This is a genomic window from Aliirhizobium sp. YIM B11859 (assembly GCF_057163345.1).
In genome coordinates, this window is the sequence record NZ_JBXHAY010000001.1 from 374,184 (window position 1) to 392,075 (window position 17,892).

General features: G+C 60.3%; 15 protein-coding genes. 9 read left to right on the top strand and 6 right to left on the bottom strand.

The window, feature by feature from the left end; translation table 11 throughout:
- The first annotated feature begins 147 nt into the window (after positions 1–147).
- Positions 148–1,458 (top strand): xylose isomerase, encoded by a 1,311-nt coding sequence (gene xylA / locus AC2GXZ_RS01650; RefSeq protein ID WP_483757382.1) that lies wholly within the window; start codon positions 148–150, stop codon positions 1,456–1,458.
- A gap of 112 nt (positions 1,459–1,570) precedes the next feature.
- Here xylA and AC2GXZ_RS01655 read toward each other — a convergent pair whose 3' ends face one another.
- Positions 1,571–2,464: an aldo/keto reductase family oxidoreductase gene (locus AC2GXZ_RS01655; protein ID WP_483757383.1), complete on the bottom strand. Its 894-nt coding sequence runs from the start codon at positions 2,462–2,464 to the stop codon at positions 1,571–1,573.
- A 118-nt stretch (positions 2,465–2,582) separates the two neighbouring features.
- Here AC2GXZ_RS01655 and AC2GXZ_RS01660 point away from each other — a divergent pair, with 118 nt between their 5' ends.
- From AC2GXZ_RS01660 to AC2GXZ_RS01690, 7 genes are all read left to right on the top strand, one after another.
- On the top strand, positions 2,583–3,479 hold the full coding sequence (locus AC2GXZ_RS01660) for a LysR family transcriptional regulator (protein WP_483757384.1): 897 nt from the start codon (positions 2,583–2,585) through the stop codon (positions 3,477–3,479).
- Between the two features lie 58 nt (positions 3,480–3,537).
- The gene (locus AC2GXZ_RS01665; RefSeq protein ID WP_483757385.1) at positions 3,538–3,873 is read left to right on the top strand and encodes a DUF6665 family protein; all 336 of its coding nucleotides are present in this window, start codon (positions 3,538–3,540) and stop codon (positions 3,871–3,873) included.
- Between the two features lie 182 nt (positions 3,874–4,055).
- Complete coding sequence (locus AC2GXZ_RS01670; protein ID WP_483757386.1) at positions 4,056–5,615, top strand: sugar ABC transporter ATP-binding protein; 1,560 nt, start codon at positions 4,056–4,058, stop codon at positions 5,613–5,615.
- Between the two features lie 163 nt (positions 5,616–5,778).
- Positions 5,779–6,780 (top strand): ABC transporter permease, encoded by a 1,002-nt coding sequence (locus tag AC2GXZ_RS01675; RefSeq protein WP_483757387.1) that lies wholly within the window; start codon positions 5,779–5,781, stop codon positions 6,778–6,780.
- 77 nt (positions 6,781–6,857) lie between these two features.
- A complete protein-coding gene (locus AC2GXZ_RS01680; RefSeq protein WP_483757388.1) occupies positions 6,858–7,826 on the top strand; it encodes a substrate-binding domain-containing protein in 969 nt (322 codons plus the stop codon).
- Positions 7,827–7,905: 79 nt separating this feature from the next.
- Positions 7,906–8,961 carry a sugar phosphate isomerase/epimerase family protein gene (locus tag AC2GXZ_RS01685; RefSeq protein ID WP_483757389.1) on the top strand — a complete coding sequence of 352 codons (1,056 nt, stop codon included), beginning with the start codon at positions 7,906–7,908 and terminating at the stop codon, positions 8,959–8,961.
- A gap of 195 nt (positions 8,962–9,156) precedes the next feature.
- A complete protein-coding gene (locus AC2GXZ_RS01690; RefSeq protein ID WP_483757390.1) occupies positions 9,157–10,329 on the top strand; it encodes a Gfo/Idh/MocA family protein in 1,173 nt (390 codons plus the stop codon).
- Between the two features lie 63 nt (positions 10,330–10,392).
- Here AC2GXZ_RS01690 and AC2GXZ_RS01695 read toward each other — a convergent pair whose 3' ends face one another.
- The 5 genes from AC2GXZ_RS01695 to AC2GXZ_RS01715 form a co-directional block, all read right to left on the bottom strand.
- Positions 10,393–10,797, bottom strand: a complete 405-nt coding sequence (locus AC2GXZ_RS01695) for a DoxX family protein (protein WP_483757391.1) — start codon at positions 10,795–10,797, stop codon at positions 10,393–10,395.
- A 218-nt stretch (positions 10,798–11,015) separates the two neighbouring features.
- Positions 11,016–11,846, bottom strand: coding sequence for an HD-GYP domain-containing protein (locus AC2GXZ_RS01700; protein ID WP_483757392.1), 831 nt, complete (start codon positions 11,844–11,846; stop codon positions 11,016–11,018).
- 341 nt (positions 11,847–12,187) lie between these two features.
- Complete coding sequence (locus tag AC2GXZ_RS01705; RefSeq protein WP_483757393.1) at positions 12,188–13,501, bottom strand: c-type cytochrome; 1,314 nt, start codon at positions 13,499–13,501, stop codon at positions 12,188–12,190.
- Positions 13,502–13,512: 11 nt separating this feature from the next.
- Positions 13,513–15,282 (bottom strand): GMC family oxidoreductase, encoded by a 1,770-nt coding sequence (locus AC2GXZ_RS01710; protein ID WP_483757394.1) that lies wholly within the window; start codon positions 15,280–15,282, stop codon positions 13,513–13,515.
- Positions 15,283–15,287: 5 nt separating this feature from the next.
- Positions 15,288–15,989 (bottom strand): gluconate 2-dehydrogenase subunit 3 family protein, encoded by a 702-nt coding sequence (locus AC2GXZ_RS01715; RefSeq protein WP_483757395.1) that lies wholly within the window; start codon positions 15,987–15,989, stop codon positions 15,288–15,290.
- 454 nt (positions 15,990–16,443) lie between these two features.
- On the opposite strand from AC2GXZ_RS01715, the gene AC2GXZ_RS01720 reads away from it, so the two are divergent.
- Complete coding sequence (locus AC2GXZ_RS01720; protein WP_483757396.1) at positions 16,444–17,829, top strand: GH1 family beta-glucosidase; 1,386 nt, start codon at positions 16,444–16,446, stop codon at positions 17,827–17,829.
- Positions 17,830–17,892: the final 63 nt, after the last annotated feature.

Sequence of the window (17,892 nt, forward strand, 5' to 3'; positions counted from 1 at the left end):
ATGTGATGAAGGGGAGCGCGCTCCCCTTCCATTTCCCGCTTCCGGTCAATTGGCATCGGGCAGCGGCAATTTTTCACTTGATATGAGGTACGTACCTCATATTTGATCCGTTATCCGATAACGCGCTTTCCATGGAGGAGACTTAAAATGAGCACTGGTTTTTTCGGTGATATTTCCAAGATCAAGTACGAGGGACCGGACAGCACCAATCCGCTGGCCTACCGGTTCTACAACCCGGAAGAGATCGTTGCGGGCAAGCGGATGGAAGACCATCTGCGCTTTGCCGTCGCCTATTGGCATTCGTTTGCCTGGGAGGGTGGCGATCCCTTCGGCGGACGCACGTTCGATCGGCCCTGGTATGGCGACGAGATGGCCAAGGCCAAGCTGAAGGCGGATGTCGCCTTCGAAATGTTCTCGCTGCTCGGCGCGCCTTTCTATTGCTTCCACGATGCCGACGTGCGGCCGGAAGGCAAGACGTTTGCCGAGAATACCAAGAACCTCAACGAAATCGTCGACTACTTTGCGGGCAAGCAGGAGGAGACCGGCGTCAAGCTGCTCTGGGGCACGGCGAACCTGTTTTCCAACCGCCGCTTCATGTCGGGCGCCTCGACCAATCCGGATCCGGACGTGTTTGCCTATTCGGCAGCGACGATCAAGACCTGCATGGACGCCACGATGAAGCTCGGCGGCGATAATTACGTGTTGTGGGGCGGTCGCGAAGGGTATGAGACGCTGCTCAACACAGATCTTTCGCGCGAATTCGACCAGATGGCGCGGATGCTGCATCTCGTCGTCGAATACAAATACAAGATCGGCTTCAAGGGCCAGATCCTGGTCGAGCCGAAGCCGCAGGAACCGACCAAGCACCAGTATGACTACGACGTCGCTACCGTCTACGGCTTCCTGAAAAAGTATGGCCTCGAAAACGAGGTGAAGATGAATATCGAGCAGGGCCATGCGATCCTTGCCGGCCATACGTTCGAGCATGAGCTGGCACTTGCCAATGCCCACGGCATTTTCGGCTCGATCGACATGAACCGTAACGATTACCAGTCGGGCTGGGATACCGACCAGTTCCCCAACAACGTGCCGGAAATGGCGCTCGCCTATTATCAGGTTCTGCTGGCAGGCGGGTTTACCACCGGCGGCACCAATTTCGACAGCAAGCTGCGCCGCCAGTCGATCGATCCGGCCGACCTGTTGATCGGCCATATCGGCGGCATGGATTGCTGCGCCCGCGGCCTCAAGGCTGCGGCGAAGATGGTGGAGGATGGGGCTCTGTCGAAGCCGCTTTCCGACCGTTATGCCAAGTGGGACAGCCCGGAGGCGCAGAAGATGCTGCGCGGCGAATACAAACTCGACGAGATCGCCGCCAAGGTTGAACGCGACAACATCAATCCGGACCCGAAGTCCGGCCGCCAGGAATATCTGGAAAATGTCGTGAACCGTTACGTGTGATCAGTTAGGCAACGCCGCCCCGGGCAGGTGATTGTCCGGGGCGGCCAATACACGTTCCCTCATTCCCGTGACATGCACGGGAATGAGGGAGCTTCCGATGATGTTCGTCCCTTTACGCGGCCTTCTTGCCGGCAATGCCATCCAGTTCGGCAAGTGCGTCTTGCGGCAATGTCAGTTCGCCGGCGGCAAGGTTTTCCTCAAGGTGTCCAACGGAAGACGTGCCGGGGATCAGGAGAATGTTCGGCGAGCGCTGCAGCAGCCATGCGAGCGCGACTTGCATCGGTGTGGCGTCGAGGCGTGCGGCGACATCCGAAAGTGTCGAAGACTGCAGCGGTGAGAAACCACCGAGCGGGAAGAAGGGCACATAGGCGGTGCCTTCCTTTGCCAGCTGATCGATCAGGGCGTCGTCTTCGCGGTGAGCCAGATTGTACTGGTTCTGGACGCAGACGATCTCGGCGAGATTGCGCGCCTCGGCGATCTGGGTGGCGGTCACGTTCGAAATGCCGATATGGCGGATCAGACCCTGGCGCTGCAGATCGGCCAAAACCGTCACCTGTTCCTCGATCGATCCTTCGGCCGGGCCGTGGATGCCGTGCATCGAGCGGAAGTTAACGATGTCGATGACGTCAAGGCCAAGATTGCGCAGGTTGTCGTGGACGGCGGAAATCAGTTCCTCCTTCGACATGGCCGGTATCCATTCGGCATTGGGGCCGCGTCTTGCCGAGACCTTGGTGACGATGGTGAGATCTTTCGGATAGGGATGCAAAGCCTCGCGGATGATCTGGTTCGTCACATGCGGGCCGTAGAAATCGCTGGTGTCGATGTGATCGACGCCGGCCTCGATTGCGGCGCGCAGAACGGCAATGGCCGCCGCGCGATCCTTGGGCGGGCCGAAGACGCCGGGGCCGGCAAGCTGCATGGCACCGTAGCCGATACGTTTCACCGTATGGCTGCCCATTACGAACGTGCCGGATTTCGAGAGGTCTGTTGTCTTTAGATCGGACATGAGGATGCTCCTTTTCATGATCGACAGTGAAATGGAGATAGCGGCCTGCTGTTCCCTTTGGTAGTCCATACAATGCGTATAGTCTGTACGTTCAGGCGGACAATCCGGAGATGAGACCATGGCGGTGGAAATCGGCGATCTTCAGGCGTTCCTCGTCGTGGCGCGTGCCGGCGGCTTTCGCGAAGGCGCCAGGGCGAGTGGCGGCAGTGCGTCCGGCCTCAGCGATGCAGTGCGACGGCTGGAAGCGCAGCTCGGTGTCCGGCTGTTCAACCGCACGACCCGCAGCGTGGCGACGACCGAAGCCGGGCAGGGTCTGTTTGAAAGGCTTGCCCCCGCACTTTCCGAGATGGAGGCGGCGCTCGATGTGGTCAACGGGTTTCGCGAACGGCCGGCCGGTGTGCTGAAGCTCAACGTGCCGGTCAGTGCGGCACGGCTGGTTCTGCCATCGATCTTGCCGCGGTTTCTGGCAGCCTATCCGGATATCAGGCTGGAGCTGATGATCGAGGACAGTTTCGTCGATGTGATCGCCGCGGGCTGTGACGCCGGCATCCGGTACGACGAGCGGCTGGCGCAGGACATGATTGCAGTGCCAATCGGTCCGCGGTCGCAGCGTTTTGCCGCCGTCGCGTCCAGGGACTATCTCGACCGGCGCGGGCGGCCGAGCCATCCGCGCGAGCTGGTCGATCATGCCTGTATTCGCAACCGGTTTGCCAGCGGCTCGATGCCCGGCTGGGAATTCGAACGCGGAGAGGAGACCGTGTTGATCGACCCGCCGGCGGCGCTAATCGTGCAGACCGGCGGCGGGGTGGATCTTGCGGTCGATTGCGCAATCGCCGGAAGTGGTATCGTCATGCTGTTCGAGGACTGGCTGAGGCCGCATCTTGACGCCGGGCGGCTGGAGCCGGTTCTGGAAGACTGGTGGCCGTCGTTTCCCGGACCTTTTCTCTATTATCCCGGCCGCCGGCTGGTGCCGGCACCGCTGCGTGCCTTCATCGATTTCATCAAGGCGACATAAGCGGGGTTTTCGGGTCGAAGGATTATCGGCTAAAGTGGCTGGGAAACCGGAGATCGCCATGTCCGTGCGTCCACCGCAATCCTTCTATCAGTCCCGGTCGCCGGAGAGCGGGCTCAATATTCTCGAATACGAGATCGCGGCCGAACGTGCCGCGTCACTGGGGCTGCAGGGCAAGAAGCTCGAGACCTGTCTGGCGAAGCTTCGTCAATGGGACGCCGATCCTGAACGGAGCGACGAAACCGAGCGGATGAACCTCGTCTACGAGGCGGCGGATGCAGTTTGGTCGCTGTTCATCCAGCGCGAACTTATCGGCTTGAGAGACAATCGCGACCTTATCCGGCGTTACGAAATCCCCAAGGATGTGATTGCCAAGGTCGGCATCGTTCGGCGTTGATGATCGACCTTCGTCGATGACGCAAGTTTGAGGTGTGAAGCTGCTTTACGTACCTCAGAATCTTCGATAGCCTGAATTTCAGGAGGAGTTCAGGTGCACCACATCGCTTGCGAGGAGGCAGGCGTTGGGGGCGTGTCGCGTAGCGACCGTTTCACGACGCTCGTGAATTTGAGGTCGGGCGGATGATGCAATCCCCCGCCGGCCTTGGCGTATCCGTTGACCCGCCGCTGCTAGAGGCAAGCGGCCTTTGCAAGACATTCGGTATCGTCGAAGTCCTCAAGGACATCAGCCTGACGGTGAAAGCCGGTGAGGTTCATGCCATCATCGGTGAAAACGGCGCCGGCAAATCGACGCTGATGAAGATCCTTGCCGGCAATCATCAGCCGACCCGCGGAGCGATCGCAATCGATGGCAAGCCGGTCAGTTTCTCCGGCCCCGTGGACGCCGAGAGCCACGGCATCGTACTGGTGCATCAGGAAATCCTGCTCGCGCCCGATCTGACGGTGGCGCAGAACATCTATCTTGGACGCGAGCTCGGCAAACGGGCGGGTTGGGGCTTCGTCGTCGACGACCGGGCGATGCGGGACGGGGCGGCCAAGGCGATCGGCGATCTCGGCGGTGATATCAACCCGGACACGATCGTATCCCGACTGTCGATTGCACAGCGCCAGCTGGTGCAGATCGCCCGCGTGCTGCTTGTGCCGCATCGTATCGTCATCTTCGACGAACCGACGGCGTCACTGACGCCGCACGAAACGGAGGCACTGCTCAAGGTGATCACGCAGATCCGCGCCAAGGGTGTCGGGGTGCTTTACATTTCGCACCGGCTGCCGGAGGTGAAGGAAATTGCCGATCGGGTGACCGTGCTGCGCGACGGGCGCCTCGTCGCTTCCCATGATACGGTGGAGCTGCAGCCGGCGGATATGGCGCGATTGATGGTTGGGCGTGACGTTGCCAAGCTTTATCCCGACCGGCATACGGCTGGGCGGCAGGATCTGGTGCTGCAGGTCGAGGGGTTCGACGTGCCGGGTTATGCGCGCGACGCGGCCTTCACCTTGCGCAAGGGCGAGATCCTCGGTTTTGCCGGGTTGATCGGTGCCGGGCGGACCGAGCTGATGGAAGGACTGGTGGGCCTGCGCCCTGCCAAGGGGCAGGTGGCGTTCAACGGTCGGCCAGTCGCCTTTACCGATGTGCATTCCAGCCTCAAGGCCGGCGTCGCCTATCTTTCCGAGGATCGCAAGGGCAAGGGGCTGTTGCTGACGAAGGACCTGGCGGTCAACCTGACGCTCGCCTCGCTCGGCAAATTCACCCGCGGCCTGCAGATCGATCGCGAACGGGAGGGCAAGGCTCTCGACAAGGCAATCCGTGATTTCGATATCCGCACCGGTACGAAAACCATTCTCGCCGGCCAGCTTTCCGGCGGCAACCAGCAGAAGCTCCTGCTTGCCAAGATGATGATGCTCGATCCGCAGGTGGTGATCATCGACGAGCCGACGCGCGGCATCGACATCGGCAACAAGGAGCAGATCTACAAATTCATCGCGGCACTGGCCGAAGAGGGACGCTCGATCATCGTCGTTTCGTCGGAAATGCCGGAGCTGATCGGCATCTGCGATCGCATCCTGGTGATGCGGGCAGGCAGGATCGTCGGCGAAGTTCAGGGAGAGCATATGACCGAAAACGAGATCGTCCAGCTTGCGACGGGGGTGAATGCGGGTCTCGGTGCAGGGGAAGCGGCATGAGAAGAGACCCCTCCCAACCCTCCCCACAAGGGGGAGGGCTTAACCCAGCCGGTCCGCCGAGGTTCAATCGAGGTAAGCCAGTGAGGCTTGTCCTCTCCCCCCTTGTGGGGGAGATGGCCGGCAGGCCAGAGGGGGACTTGTCGCCCGCGTGGAGGGAGCCCGCATGAGTGCCGTGACAACCGACACGTCCAAGGCGCCGAAGACTTCTCGCGACTGGGATATGGCAGCGATTGCTCCGTTTGTGGCACTGGCGCTGCTGCTGGTGCTTGGTTATTTCGCCAATCCGAATTTCGTCTCGGTCGCCAATCTCACCAATGTCATCACCCGCAGCGCCTTCATTGCCATCATCGCGCTTGGCGCGACCTATGTGATCTCGGCCGGCGGGCTCGATCTGTCGGTCGGGTCGATGGTCGCCTTCGTCGCCAGCCTTATGATCCTGTTCATGAATTCGGGTGCGATTGCCGATCCGCTGATGATGCTGGTCGCCGCCATGGCGCTGGCGCTGGGGCTTGGCGCCGCATGTGGATTGGCGAATGGCCTGATCACCACAGTGGGCAAGATAGAGCCGTTCATCGCTACGCTCGGTACGATGGGTATCTATCGCGGATTGACCACCTGGCTTTCCCAGGGCGGTGCGATCACGGTCAAGGACCGCAACCTCCAGCAGCTCTACCGGCCGGTCTATTTCGGCGATCTGTTCGGCGTGCCGATCCCGGTCGTGATCATCTTCGCGACTGCTGCGATCGCGGCCTTCGTGCTTTATCGGACACGCTATGGGCGGCATGTGATCGCGGTCGGGTCAAATGAGGAAGTGGCACGTTATTCCGGCATCTCGGTCAACAGGGTGCGCACCATCGCCTATGTCATTCAGGGGCTCTGTGTTGCTGTTGCGGTGCTGCTCTACGTGCCGAGGCTCGGCTCGACGACGGCGACCACCGGCATCCTCTGGGAGCTGCAGGCGATCACCTCTGTCGTGGTCGGCGGCACGCTTTTGCGCGGCGGGGTCGGGCGGATATGGGGCACCGTCTGTGGTGCCTTCATTCTCGAGATCGTCGGCAACATCATGCTTTTGTCGAACTTCGTCAGCGAATACCTGATCGGGGCCATTCAGGGCGCGATCATCATCATCGCCATGTTGGTGCAGAGGTCGCTGATGCGGAAATAGCAAGACAGGTTTCGCCGGACCTAAGGGGCGGGTCCGGTTTGGGAGGAGATGACCCCGTGAACTGTGGGAGAGAGAACATGCGCAAGAGAACACTATTGACCTATGCCGCGGCGGCGTTGGCGGCATTTGCCGCCGCGGTGCCGGTGACGACATTCGCGCAGGATGCGAAGAAGGTGACGATCGGCGTTTCCATTCCGGCCGCCGACCATGGCTGGACGGCGGGCGTGGTCTACCATGCCGAACGCGTCGCCAAGCTGCTGATGGCCGAACACAAGGGTCTCAACGTGATCGTCAAGACCTCCGCCGATCCGGCGAGCCAGGCGAATGCCGTGCAGGATCTGGCGGTCCAGGGCATCGACGCACTGGTCATCCTGCCGACCGATCCTGACCAGCTGGTATCCGCCATCCAGCAGGTGAAGGATGACGGCAAGTTCGTGGCATTGGTCGACCGCGCGCCCTCGGTCAATGACAGCACGATCCGCGATCTCTATGTCGCCGGCAACAATCCGGCGCTCGGCGAGGTGGCCGGCAAATATATCGCCAAAACAACGCCTGAAGCGCAGGTCGTCATCATCCGCGGGCTGCCGATCCCGATCGATCAGCAGCGTCAGGACGGTTTCGACAAGGGCATCAACGGGTCCAAGGTCAAGGTGCTGGACCGGCAGTTCGGCAACTGGAATCGCGACGACGCTTTTCGGGTGATGCAGGACTATCTCACCAAATATCCGAAGATCGACGTGGTGTGGTGCCAGGATGACGACATGGCCGTCGGCGTGATGGAAGCGATCAGTCAGGCCAAGCGCAGCGACATCCAGTATGTCGTGGCCGGTGCCGGCTCCAAGGACATGATCAAGAAGGTGATGGACGGCGACAAGATGATCCCTGTCGACGTGCTTTATCCGCCGGCAATGGTGGCGACTGCGATGCAGCTGACAGCCGGCAATTTCTACGATCAGGTTCCGGTGAGCGGCGAATACATCCTTGATGCGACGCTGGTGACGAAGGACAACGCCAAGAACTTCTACTTCCCAGACTCGCCATTCTGATCGGCCTTTTTCGGGCGCGCACGGTTGTCTCCGTACGCGCCCATTCCATGTTCCAATTTATAAGAATGGAGGTATTTTGATGAAGACGATCAAAGGTCCGGGCATCTTTCTCGGGCAGTTCGCGGGTGATGCAGCGCCGTTCGACAGCTGGGACGGGATTACCAAATGGGCGGCGGACAAGGGTTATCTCGGCGTGCAGGTGCCGACCTGGGCCGGCCAGCTGATCGACCTGAAAAAGGCCGCGACCTCCAAGGATTATTGTGACGAGCTTGCCGGTGTGGCGCGACAGAACGGCGTCGAGATCACCGAACTTTCGACCCATCTGCAGGGGCAGCTGGTTGCGGTTCATCCCGCCTATGACGAGGTGTTCGACGGTTTTGCCGCACCGGAAGTGCGCGGTAACCCCAAGGCGCGGCAGGAATGGGCGGTCGAGCAGGTGAAGATGGGCATCACCGCCTCGCGGCATCTGGGCATCAAGGCGCATGCAACCTTTTCCGGCGCGCTGGTCTGGCCGTATCTCTATCCGTTTCCGCAGCGTCCGGCCGGTCTGGTCGAGGCTGCCTTCGACGAGCTGGCGAAGCGCTGGACGCCGATCCTCGACCATGCCGAGGAAAATGGCGTCGACGTGTGTTACGAAATCCATCCGAGCGAGGATCTGCATGACGGCGTAACCTTCGAGATGTTCCTCGAGCGGGTGAAGAGCCACCCGCGCGCCAACATGCTCTACGACCCGTCGCATTACGTGCTGCAATGCCTCGACTATCTCGACAATATCGACATCTACAAGGATCGCATCCGGATGTTTCACGTCAAGGATGCGGAGTTCAATCCGACCGGTCGTCAGGGCGTTTACGGTGGTTTCCAGAGCTGGGTGAACCGCGCCGGGCGGTTCCGCTCGCCGGGTGACGGGCAGGTGGATTTCGGTTCGATCTTCTCCAAGATGGCGGCCAATGATTTCGGTGGCTGGGCTGTGGTCGAGTGGGAATGCGCGTTGAAACATCCGGAAGACGGTGCGCGCGAAGGCGCGGAATTCGTCAAGGCGCATATCATTCGGGTTACCGAACACGCGTTTGACGATTTTGCCGGCGCGGGAACGGATGAAGCGGCCAATCGGCGGATGTTGGGGCTGGGCTAGCGGATTGTTGTTTGCCCCTCACGCAGTCGGTGCAGGTTGTCCCTCACCCTGACACTCTCCCCGCAAGCGGGGCGAGGGGACGTACCCCGATTTTGGCGGGGAGAGTGCAGTTTCGTCCTTCGCCCCGTTTGCGGGGAGAAGGTGCCGGCAGGCGGATGAGGGGTGGTTCTGCCGAAAATATTCAAGGAGATCATGATGACAATCGAAGGCAAGCAGGGCGACGCACGCGAAGCTCGCATACGGCTCGGCATGGTTGGTGGCGGTTCGGGCGCTTTTATCGGTGCCGTGCATCGCATGGCAGCAAGGCTGGATGATCGGTTCGAGCTGGTGGCCGGCGCCTTGTCGTCGACACCGGAAAAAGCACAGGCTTCGGGGAGAGAGCTTGGACTTGATCCCGCGCGGACCTACGGTTCTTACAAGGACATGGCGATCCGCGAGGCGCGGCTGAAGGACGGTATCGAGGCCGTGTCGATCGTCACGCCCAACCACGTGCATTTCGAGGCGGCGCGCGAATTTCTGAAACGCGGTGTCCATGTGATCTGCGACAAGCCGCTGACTTCCAACCTCGCCGACGCGAAAAAGCTGAAGAAGCTGGCTGACGATAGCGATGCGCTTTTCATCCTGACGCATAACTATACCGGCTACCCGATGGTGCGGCACGCGCGTGAAATGATCGCCAATGGCGATCTCGGCAAGCTGCGTGTCGTGCAGGTCGAATACGCGCAGGACTGGCTGACCGAAGCGGCGGAACAGACCGGCGCCAAGCAGGCAGTGTGGCGAACGGACCCGGCGCAATCTGGCGCCGGCGGTTCGACCGGCGATATCGGCACGCATGCCTATAACCTTGCCTCGTTCGTTACCGGCCTGACGCTGGAAAGTCTGGCTGCCGATCTCGACAGCTTTGTTGCGGGGCGTCGGCTGGACGACAACGCGCATGTGATGTTGCGCTTCGATGGCGGCGCCAAGGGCATGTTGTGGTGCAGCCAGGTGGCGCCGGGCAATGAGAACGGCCTGAAGCTGCGCGTCTACGGCGAAAAGGGCGGGCTCGAATGGGCGCAGGAGAACCCGAATGTCCTGTGGTACACGCCCTTCGGCGAACCGAAACGGCTGATTACCCGCAATGGTGCAGGTGCCGGGGCCGCTGCGGCGCGGGTTTCCCGGATTCCGGCAGGCCATCCGGAAGGATATCTGGAAGCCTTCGCAACGATCTATTCGGAGGCGGCACTTGCCATCCATGCCGCGAAACGGGGCTCGAAGGCGGACAGGGCGATCGTTTATCCGACCGTCGACGACGGGGTGAAGGGCGTTGCCTTCGTCGAGGCCTGCGTGGCCTCGTCGAAGAGGAACGGCGCCTGGGTGAAGCTCTGAAAAGCGAAAACCCGGAAAGTTCGTTTTCCGGGTTTTCCACCTGCGATCAGGGTCGTTGAAAGATCAGGCCGTTGCCGGCTGTTTGCCATTCATTTTAGCATCGACGCTGACCGGGCCAGGACCGGCGGCGACGATATAGAGGAAGATGAAGCAGAACAGGATCGCCGCCACGCCACCGTTCTGGGCGGGATAAAAGCCGCGGGGGAAATGCCCGATGAAATAGGCAAACGCCATCAATCCGGCGAGGATGAAGGCGGCAGGCCTGGTCTTGAAGCCGATCAATACACAAAAGCCGAGGACGAGTTCCAGAAGGCCGGCGATCCAGGACATCGAGCCGATCGCCGGGACCTTTTCGGCCAGTGGGAAATGAAGGATTTTCTGCGTCCCGTAGCTGAACAGGACAAGCGCCGATACGGCGCGCAGGAGGCTGAGGAGATAGGGCTGGATGTGGTGGAGGTTCTGGATCATGTCAACTCCCGATGGTTGCGTGTATCCGTTCTCATCGGTTGGCACATCAGACAGGGCAAGACAATTTCCCTGAACTCAGCGTGATCGGGCGGTGCCCAGTCCGGGTGTTGACGCTTCGAGAGCAATTTCAACGAAATGATCTTTGGTGTTTCCTGCATCCGGACTTGTGGCCCGAAAAGATAGGGAGTTGAAGGCACATCGTTTTCGCCGGCGATGTGCTAGCGGAACATCGACCCGAGCCGCAGGATCAGCTTGCGGTCGAAGAGGTGCGGCTGGTCGTACATCCAGGTCAGTGCCTGTGCCGTCGACCAGGCTTTCTTATAGGGGCGCACGCTGGTCAGCGCATCGAAGACGTCGCATACGGTGCAGATGCGAACGATCGTGCTGATCTGTTCATCCTTGAGACCCAGCGGATAACCGCTACCGTCGAGTGCCTCGTGATGCAGGCGGCAGACGTCGAGGATGATAGCGGAAACGCCACCAAGTTTTTGCATGTGGCGGTAACCGATCTCCGGATGACCGCGGATCAGCCTCAGTTCGGCGGCATTCAGCTTGCCCGGCTTGTTGAGGATCGCGTTTGGGATCAGCAGCTTGCCGAGATCGTGCAGGATGCCGGCCCGGCCAATCTCGTCCACCATCTCGTCGTCGAATTCGAGCAGGACGGCCATCTGGGCCATCAGGCCGGCAACCACGACGGAATGAAGATAGGTGGCCTTGTCCTTGGCTTTCAAGCGGGTCACCTGCATGAACAGGTCCGGTGCCGTTTCCACGCCACGGCGGGCCGCGATCGCCGCATCGGTGATATGCGCCATGTCGAGACTTCCGGCTGCCATGCTTTGCAGGCCCTGGCGCATGGCGTCCATTGCGCCTTCCAGCGCCTCGCCGGTCTCAATCCGCATCGGTTCGCTCAACGGAGCGGGACGGAAATAACCCGGTGGTGCGCGCTGCAAAAGGGCTGCGACATCGACACGGCTTTTTCTCTGGCTGACAAGGAGATCGACGGCGGATGACAGGAGGATCGCCTTCAGATCCTCATCGGATTCAAGCATGAACCTTCTGCGTGAGAATTCATTGGCGGGGCATTCGACGGCCTCGACGTAGAGACCTGTTTGAATAAGACTTTTCGGAAATCGAAGTATCACGCCAGACAAGCTCCGGATTGAGGGGCTATTCTATTCCGGCGACTCTGAATAAATTGCTTATATTATCTATAGTGTTTTTGGATGATGAGATTTATGCGGAATACGATACTTGTTCACGATAAAATCTACATCCATAGTCAGGTTTAATCTACGTTTTGGTGTGATTTGATTTTGACTAAACCTGAGGTTTCTGGGGCTGGCGCGATCGGAAAAAGCCCCGCCCCCAAAGGGGGCGAGGCCTTATTTTCTTAGTGCTGCTTCTCGTCGCGCACGGCTTTCACATCGGCCGCAGACACGGCAGATGCCTTGTTATGCCAGCCGTCGCGGAGGAAGGTTGCAAGTGCCGCGACTTCCTCGTCGGAGAGACGGTTTTCATAACCCTGCATCCTCAGCTTCATCGGACGGTCCGCGGTAGAAGGCAGTTCGGCACCGTTGAGGATGACGCTGATCAGGCCCTTTGGCGACTTGGCATCGACCAGCGAATTGCCGTCGAGAGCCGGGAAGGTCTCGCCGGCGCCCTTACCATTGACGATGTGGCAGGCAGCGCAGTTGTCGAGATAGAGACGGGGGCCGAGCGGCATGTCCGGCTTGGCATCCGTCAGCAGGGTCTGCGTCGGGGTGACCTCGACCTTTTCGGCAACCGGTGCCGCGCCCTTGCCGGCGCCGATCTTGCGCAGGTAGGTGGCGATGGCTGTCGCATCTTCATGCGTCAGGTATTGCAGCGAGTCGCGGATTGCGAGCGCCATCTCGCCGGTTGCGGTCGAGTGGGCGTTACGGGCGGTCAGCAGGTAGGCGGCGACCTCGTCGGTCGTCCACTTCTGCGGGCCGCTGTTCGGACCGCGCAGATCGGGGGCGGTGAAGCCGTCGATCTCGCCGCCGGAGAGGAAGGCGGCGTCTTTTTCGCTCGAACCCGAAGACATCATCATCGGGTTGCGCGGGCTGTGGCAGGCAGCACAGTGGCCTGCACCCTCGACCAGATAGGCACCGCGGTTGAAGACGGCATCCTCGCTCTGCACGGGCTTAAAGCCTGCCTCGCCGAGAGCGAGCCAGTTCCAGGCTCTGAGGCCGAAACGCAGGTTGAACGGGAAGGCGAGCTTGGTTTCCGGTACGGTGTTGGCGACCGGCTGGACCTCTTTCATGAAGTAGTCGTAGAGGGCCACGACGTCTTCTTCGGAGAGCTTGCGGTAGCTGTCGTAAGGCATGGCCGGATAGAGGTGGTGGCCTTCCTTGTCGACGCCGTCATAGAGGGCGGCGCGGAAGTCATCCAGCGTCCAGTTGCCGATACCGCTTTCCTTGTCCGGGGTGATGTTGGTCGTATAGATCACGCCCATCGGGCTTGCGATCGCACGGCCGCCGGCAAAGGGCTTGCCGCCCTCTGCGGTATGACAGGCCATGCAGTCGGATGCCCGCATGACATATTCGCCGGCGCCCTTCGGCGGCTGGTAATCCGCGGCCAGCTTGGTGACCGGCGCGGTGCGCTGGACCGGAACGAAGATGAAGGCGAGGAGGGCCACGACGCCCAGGACGACGAGCGTGCCGATGATACGGAAAAAGGTTTTCATCGTTTCTCTCCTCACACCAGCGGACGCGGATTGGGCAGGTAGTCCTTGCGGATGTGGTGGGCCGCCCAGTAGGCGAGCGCACCGACCATGCCGGTCGGGTTGTACTGCGTGTTTTGCGGGAAGGTGTTGGCGCCCATGACGAAGACGTTATGCGCATCCCAGGACTGCAGGTAACGGTTGAGAACCGAGGTCTTGCGGTCTTCGCCGGTCACCGTGCCGCCCGTGTTGTGGGTGGTCTGGTAGGGGCGGACGTCAAACATGGCGCCCTGCTTCTTGAAGCCGGCCTGGGCGATGGTCGGGTTCATGGATTCGACGATCGGCTTCATCTTGGTCTGCATGAAGTTGATCATCTTGAGGTCGTTTTCCTTCCAGTTGAAGGTCATGCGCATCATTGGGCGGCCGTGGCGATCCTTGTAGGTCGGATCGAGGTCGAGATAGTTGTCGCGATAGGACATCAGCGAGCCATGCGCGCCGATCGACATGGCGTGGCCGTACCATTCGCCGATGCCCTTCTTCCAGCCGGCACCCCAGCTGGGGACGTCTGCAGGAAGCGGCATGGTGTGGCCCGGCTGGCCGTTGGTCTGGCCGGCACGCCAGTAGGCGCCGCCGATGAAGCCTTCCTTACCGAAGTCGATATTGTCGATGCCGTAGTCATCGATGCAATACCCGTTGGCGCCGGTACCGATGAACGGGTTGAACTCCTCGTCCTTGAAGAACATCGTGTAGCCGCCGAGCATCTGGTAGGCGTAGTTGCGGCCGACGACACCTTCACCGGTCGCCGGATCGTAAGGCTGGCCAATGCCCGAAAGCAGCATCAGGTGGACGTTGTTCAGGGCAAAGGCGGTGAGGATGACCAAGTCTGCCGGCTGGAAGACTTCCTCGCCGGTGGTGAGGTCGATATAGGTGACGCCAGTCGCGGTCTTGCCATCGGGCGCCATCTCGACGCGCATGACTTCCGCCTGGGTGCGGTATTCGAAATTCTTCTTGCGCTTCAGGGCATCGATGATGGCCGTCTGCGGCGAGGACTTCGAATAGTTGTAGCAGCCGTAGCGCTCGCAGAAACCACAGTGGTTACACGGGCCCATCTGCATGTTGTATTCGTTGACATAGTCCTTGGAGGCAATGCCGCCAGGCGACGGGAACGGATGACAGCCATTGGCCTTGGCGGCATCGCGGAACTTCACGCCATCCCAGGTGGAGGGCATCGGCGGCATCGGATAATCTTCCGAACGCGGTGCCTCGAACGGATTGCCGCCTTCGACGATCTTGCCGTTGACGTTGCCGGCCTGGCCGGAAATGCCGGCGACCTTCTCGAAGCGGGTGAAATGCGGCTCCAGTTCCTCATAGGTCATCGGATAGTCCTGGATCTGCATTCCTTCCGGAATGACGCCGGCGCCGAATTTTTCGGTCGCATAGGACTTCAGACGATATTCCGATGACATCGGACGCCAGTTGAGGCCGTTCCAGTGGGTGCCGGCACCACCGACGCCGGTGCCGAGCAGGAAGGTGCCGAGGCTGCGATAGGGGAGTGCGGTTTCATCGAGGGAGCGACGGATGGACACCGTCGTGTTGCGCGGCTTTTCCATCATGCCGTAACGAATGCCGTATTTCAGCTCGTCGATCATGTTGGGATACTGGAAGTCGGGGACGGTGGCCTGATCGTGGCCGCGTTCGAGCGCCAGGATTTCCAGACCTTCCTGAGCGAGTTCCATGCCGAGGATCGCGCCGGTCCAGCCGAAGCCGACGAGGACGACGTCCTTCTTCTTTTCTGTACGTGTCATGATGCTTAACCCCTTTCGCCGGAGATCGAGACGGGGCCGAGCGGATACTTGACGTTATGCTTGCCAACCCATTCCTTGTAGGAACCGCGTGCGCCGGGGAAGCCGATATATTTCCAGGCTTCCATGCCGTGATTGCCGCCATACATCGGGTCGGCGAAATAGCCTTCCTTGGTATTACCGAGCAGGATGCCGAAGAACGGTGTCAGTTCCGGCCTGATCTTCATCTCGTTCTTCTGGAGCGAGGTGAGCGCCTTGTCCTGGGTCGCAGCGTCGAGTTCGGAGAAGATCTTGCCGTGGGTGGTCTTGCACCAGTCGTCAAACAGCGGGATCGCCTGCTGGTAGATTTCCAGCGGCGTCAGCGGCGTCTGCCAGCCGCGCAGCGGGTCGGCCGAAGCATCCCAGGGGCCGGCCATGTACCAGTCTGCCGCCTTGCCGTAATCGCCGGCGAGCTGGCGGTCGATGAAAACCGGAACGCGTGCCTCGATCGCGCCGGGGCCATCGCCTTCCGACGGGATCAAACGTGCAACCGCTGCCATGACGAAGGCCCACTCCGTGGGCTTAAGACAGTCCGGCTTGTATTCGGTCAGCGCGACCGGCTCTGGCTTTTCCTCAGCCTTTGCCGGCACGACGATGCTGGCAATCGCCGCCGTCGCCGCCGAGGCTTTCAGGAAGCCTCGACGAGACGGCAGTCCCGGAAGATCTCTCATTGTCCACTCCTTGGTGGCTGCATAGGGAGCAGCCTTTGATATCGACGTGAATCGCCCCCCAAAATATGGGGGTGTCACTTTGACACCTGCGATCTATCGCCGCAGGCGCGGGGGTTCAAGGATCGAACAGCTAAACTTTGCCCGATTTCGGACGAAATTGGGAAGATTTTTCTATATATGAATATCTGTCGCTAATATTACGTCGCCATATGGTTGATTATTAGGATAATGACCTCATTTTATTTGCGTTTTATCAATTTTCGGTTGTGCGATTTTGGCTCCTGCAGAGCCCTTATGCGACCAAAGTCGCGATCAATACGGCTGCTTTCAGCGCTGCCCGGATGTTCGCGGCTTGCCGCTCCAAAATCGTCGGATATCTGCTATGGAGAGCGACAACGCCCGGCCGATCGACATGCGGCCCGGCAGCTTTTTTTAGTGCGGAGGACATCTGGTTATGACCGATCCCAAGACATTCGCGACACGCTTTCCCGGTGACTTCCTGTTCGGCGTCGCCACCGCTGCCTTTCAGATCGAAGGCGCGACGAAGGTCGACGGGCGCAAGCCGTCGATATGGGATGCTTTCTCCAACATGCCGGGCCGGGTTTTCAATCGCGACAATGGTGACGTCGCCTGCGATCATTACAATCGCTGGGAAGCCGATCTCGACCTGATCAAGGACATGGGTGTCGAGGCCTATCGATTCTCGATCGCCTGGCCGCGGATCATTCCCGACGGAACGGGGCGGGTCAACGAGAAGGGGCTCGATTTCTACGATCGGCTGATGGACGGTTGCAAGGCGCGCGGGATCAAGACCTATGCCACGCTCTATCACTGGGATCTGCCGCTTGCGCTGATGGGCGACGGCGGATGGACGGCGCGGTCGACCGCCTATGCCTTCCAGCGTTATGCAAAAGTGGTGATGGCGCGTCTTGGCGACCGGCTGGATGCGGTGGCGACCTTCAATGAACCCTGGTGCTCGGTCTGGCTGTCGCATCTCTATGGCGTGCACGCCCCAGGCGAGCGCAATGTCGAGGCTGCGCTTGCCGCCATGCATACGACCAATCTGGCGCATGGACTGGCTGTCGAAGCGATCAGGCACGTGACGCCGAACGTGCCCGTCGGCCTCGTGCTCAATGCCCATTCGGTTATTCCCGGCTCTGAAAGCGCTGAAGACAAGGCTGCCGCTGAGCGCGCCTTCGATTTCCACAACGGGGCTTTCTTCGGGCCGGTCTTCAAGGGGGAATATCCGGCTTCTCTCACCGCTGCGCTCGGCGACCATATGCCGAAGATCGAGGACGGCGATCTTGCGATCATCAACCAGAAGCTCGACTGGTGGGGGCTGAACTACTACTCGCCGATGCGGGTTGCCAACGATCCGGCTGAAGGTGCTGCCTATCCGGCGGTGCAGAGCGCGCCATTCGTCAGCGAGGCGGTGACCGACATTGGCTGGGAGATCTATGCGCCGGCGATGAAGTCGCTCGTCGAGGACCTTTATCGCCGCTATGACCTGCCGGACTGCTATGTCACCGAGAATGGTGCCGCCTACAATATGGGGCCGGACAATGGCAAGGCGGGCGGCGAGGTCGATGACCAGCCGCGGCTCGACTATTATGTCGAGCATCTGTCGGTGGTGGCCGATCTCGTATCGGACGGTTATCCGGTCAAGGGATATTTCGCCTGGAGCCTGATGGACAATTTCGAATGGGCCGAGGGCTACCGTATGCGCTTCGGCCTCGTTTATGTCGATTACGAAACGCAGCAGCGGACGATCAAGAAAAGCGGAAAATGGTACCACGAATTGGCGTCGCAATTCCCGGCAGGCAACCACAAGCCCGGCTGATCCGGGGCGTTCCGGCCACTCAGCGAAAGAATTTTTCTTCGATCGCGAATAATTGAAATTCCA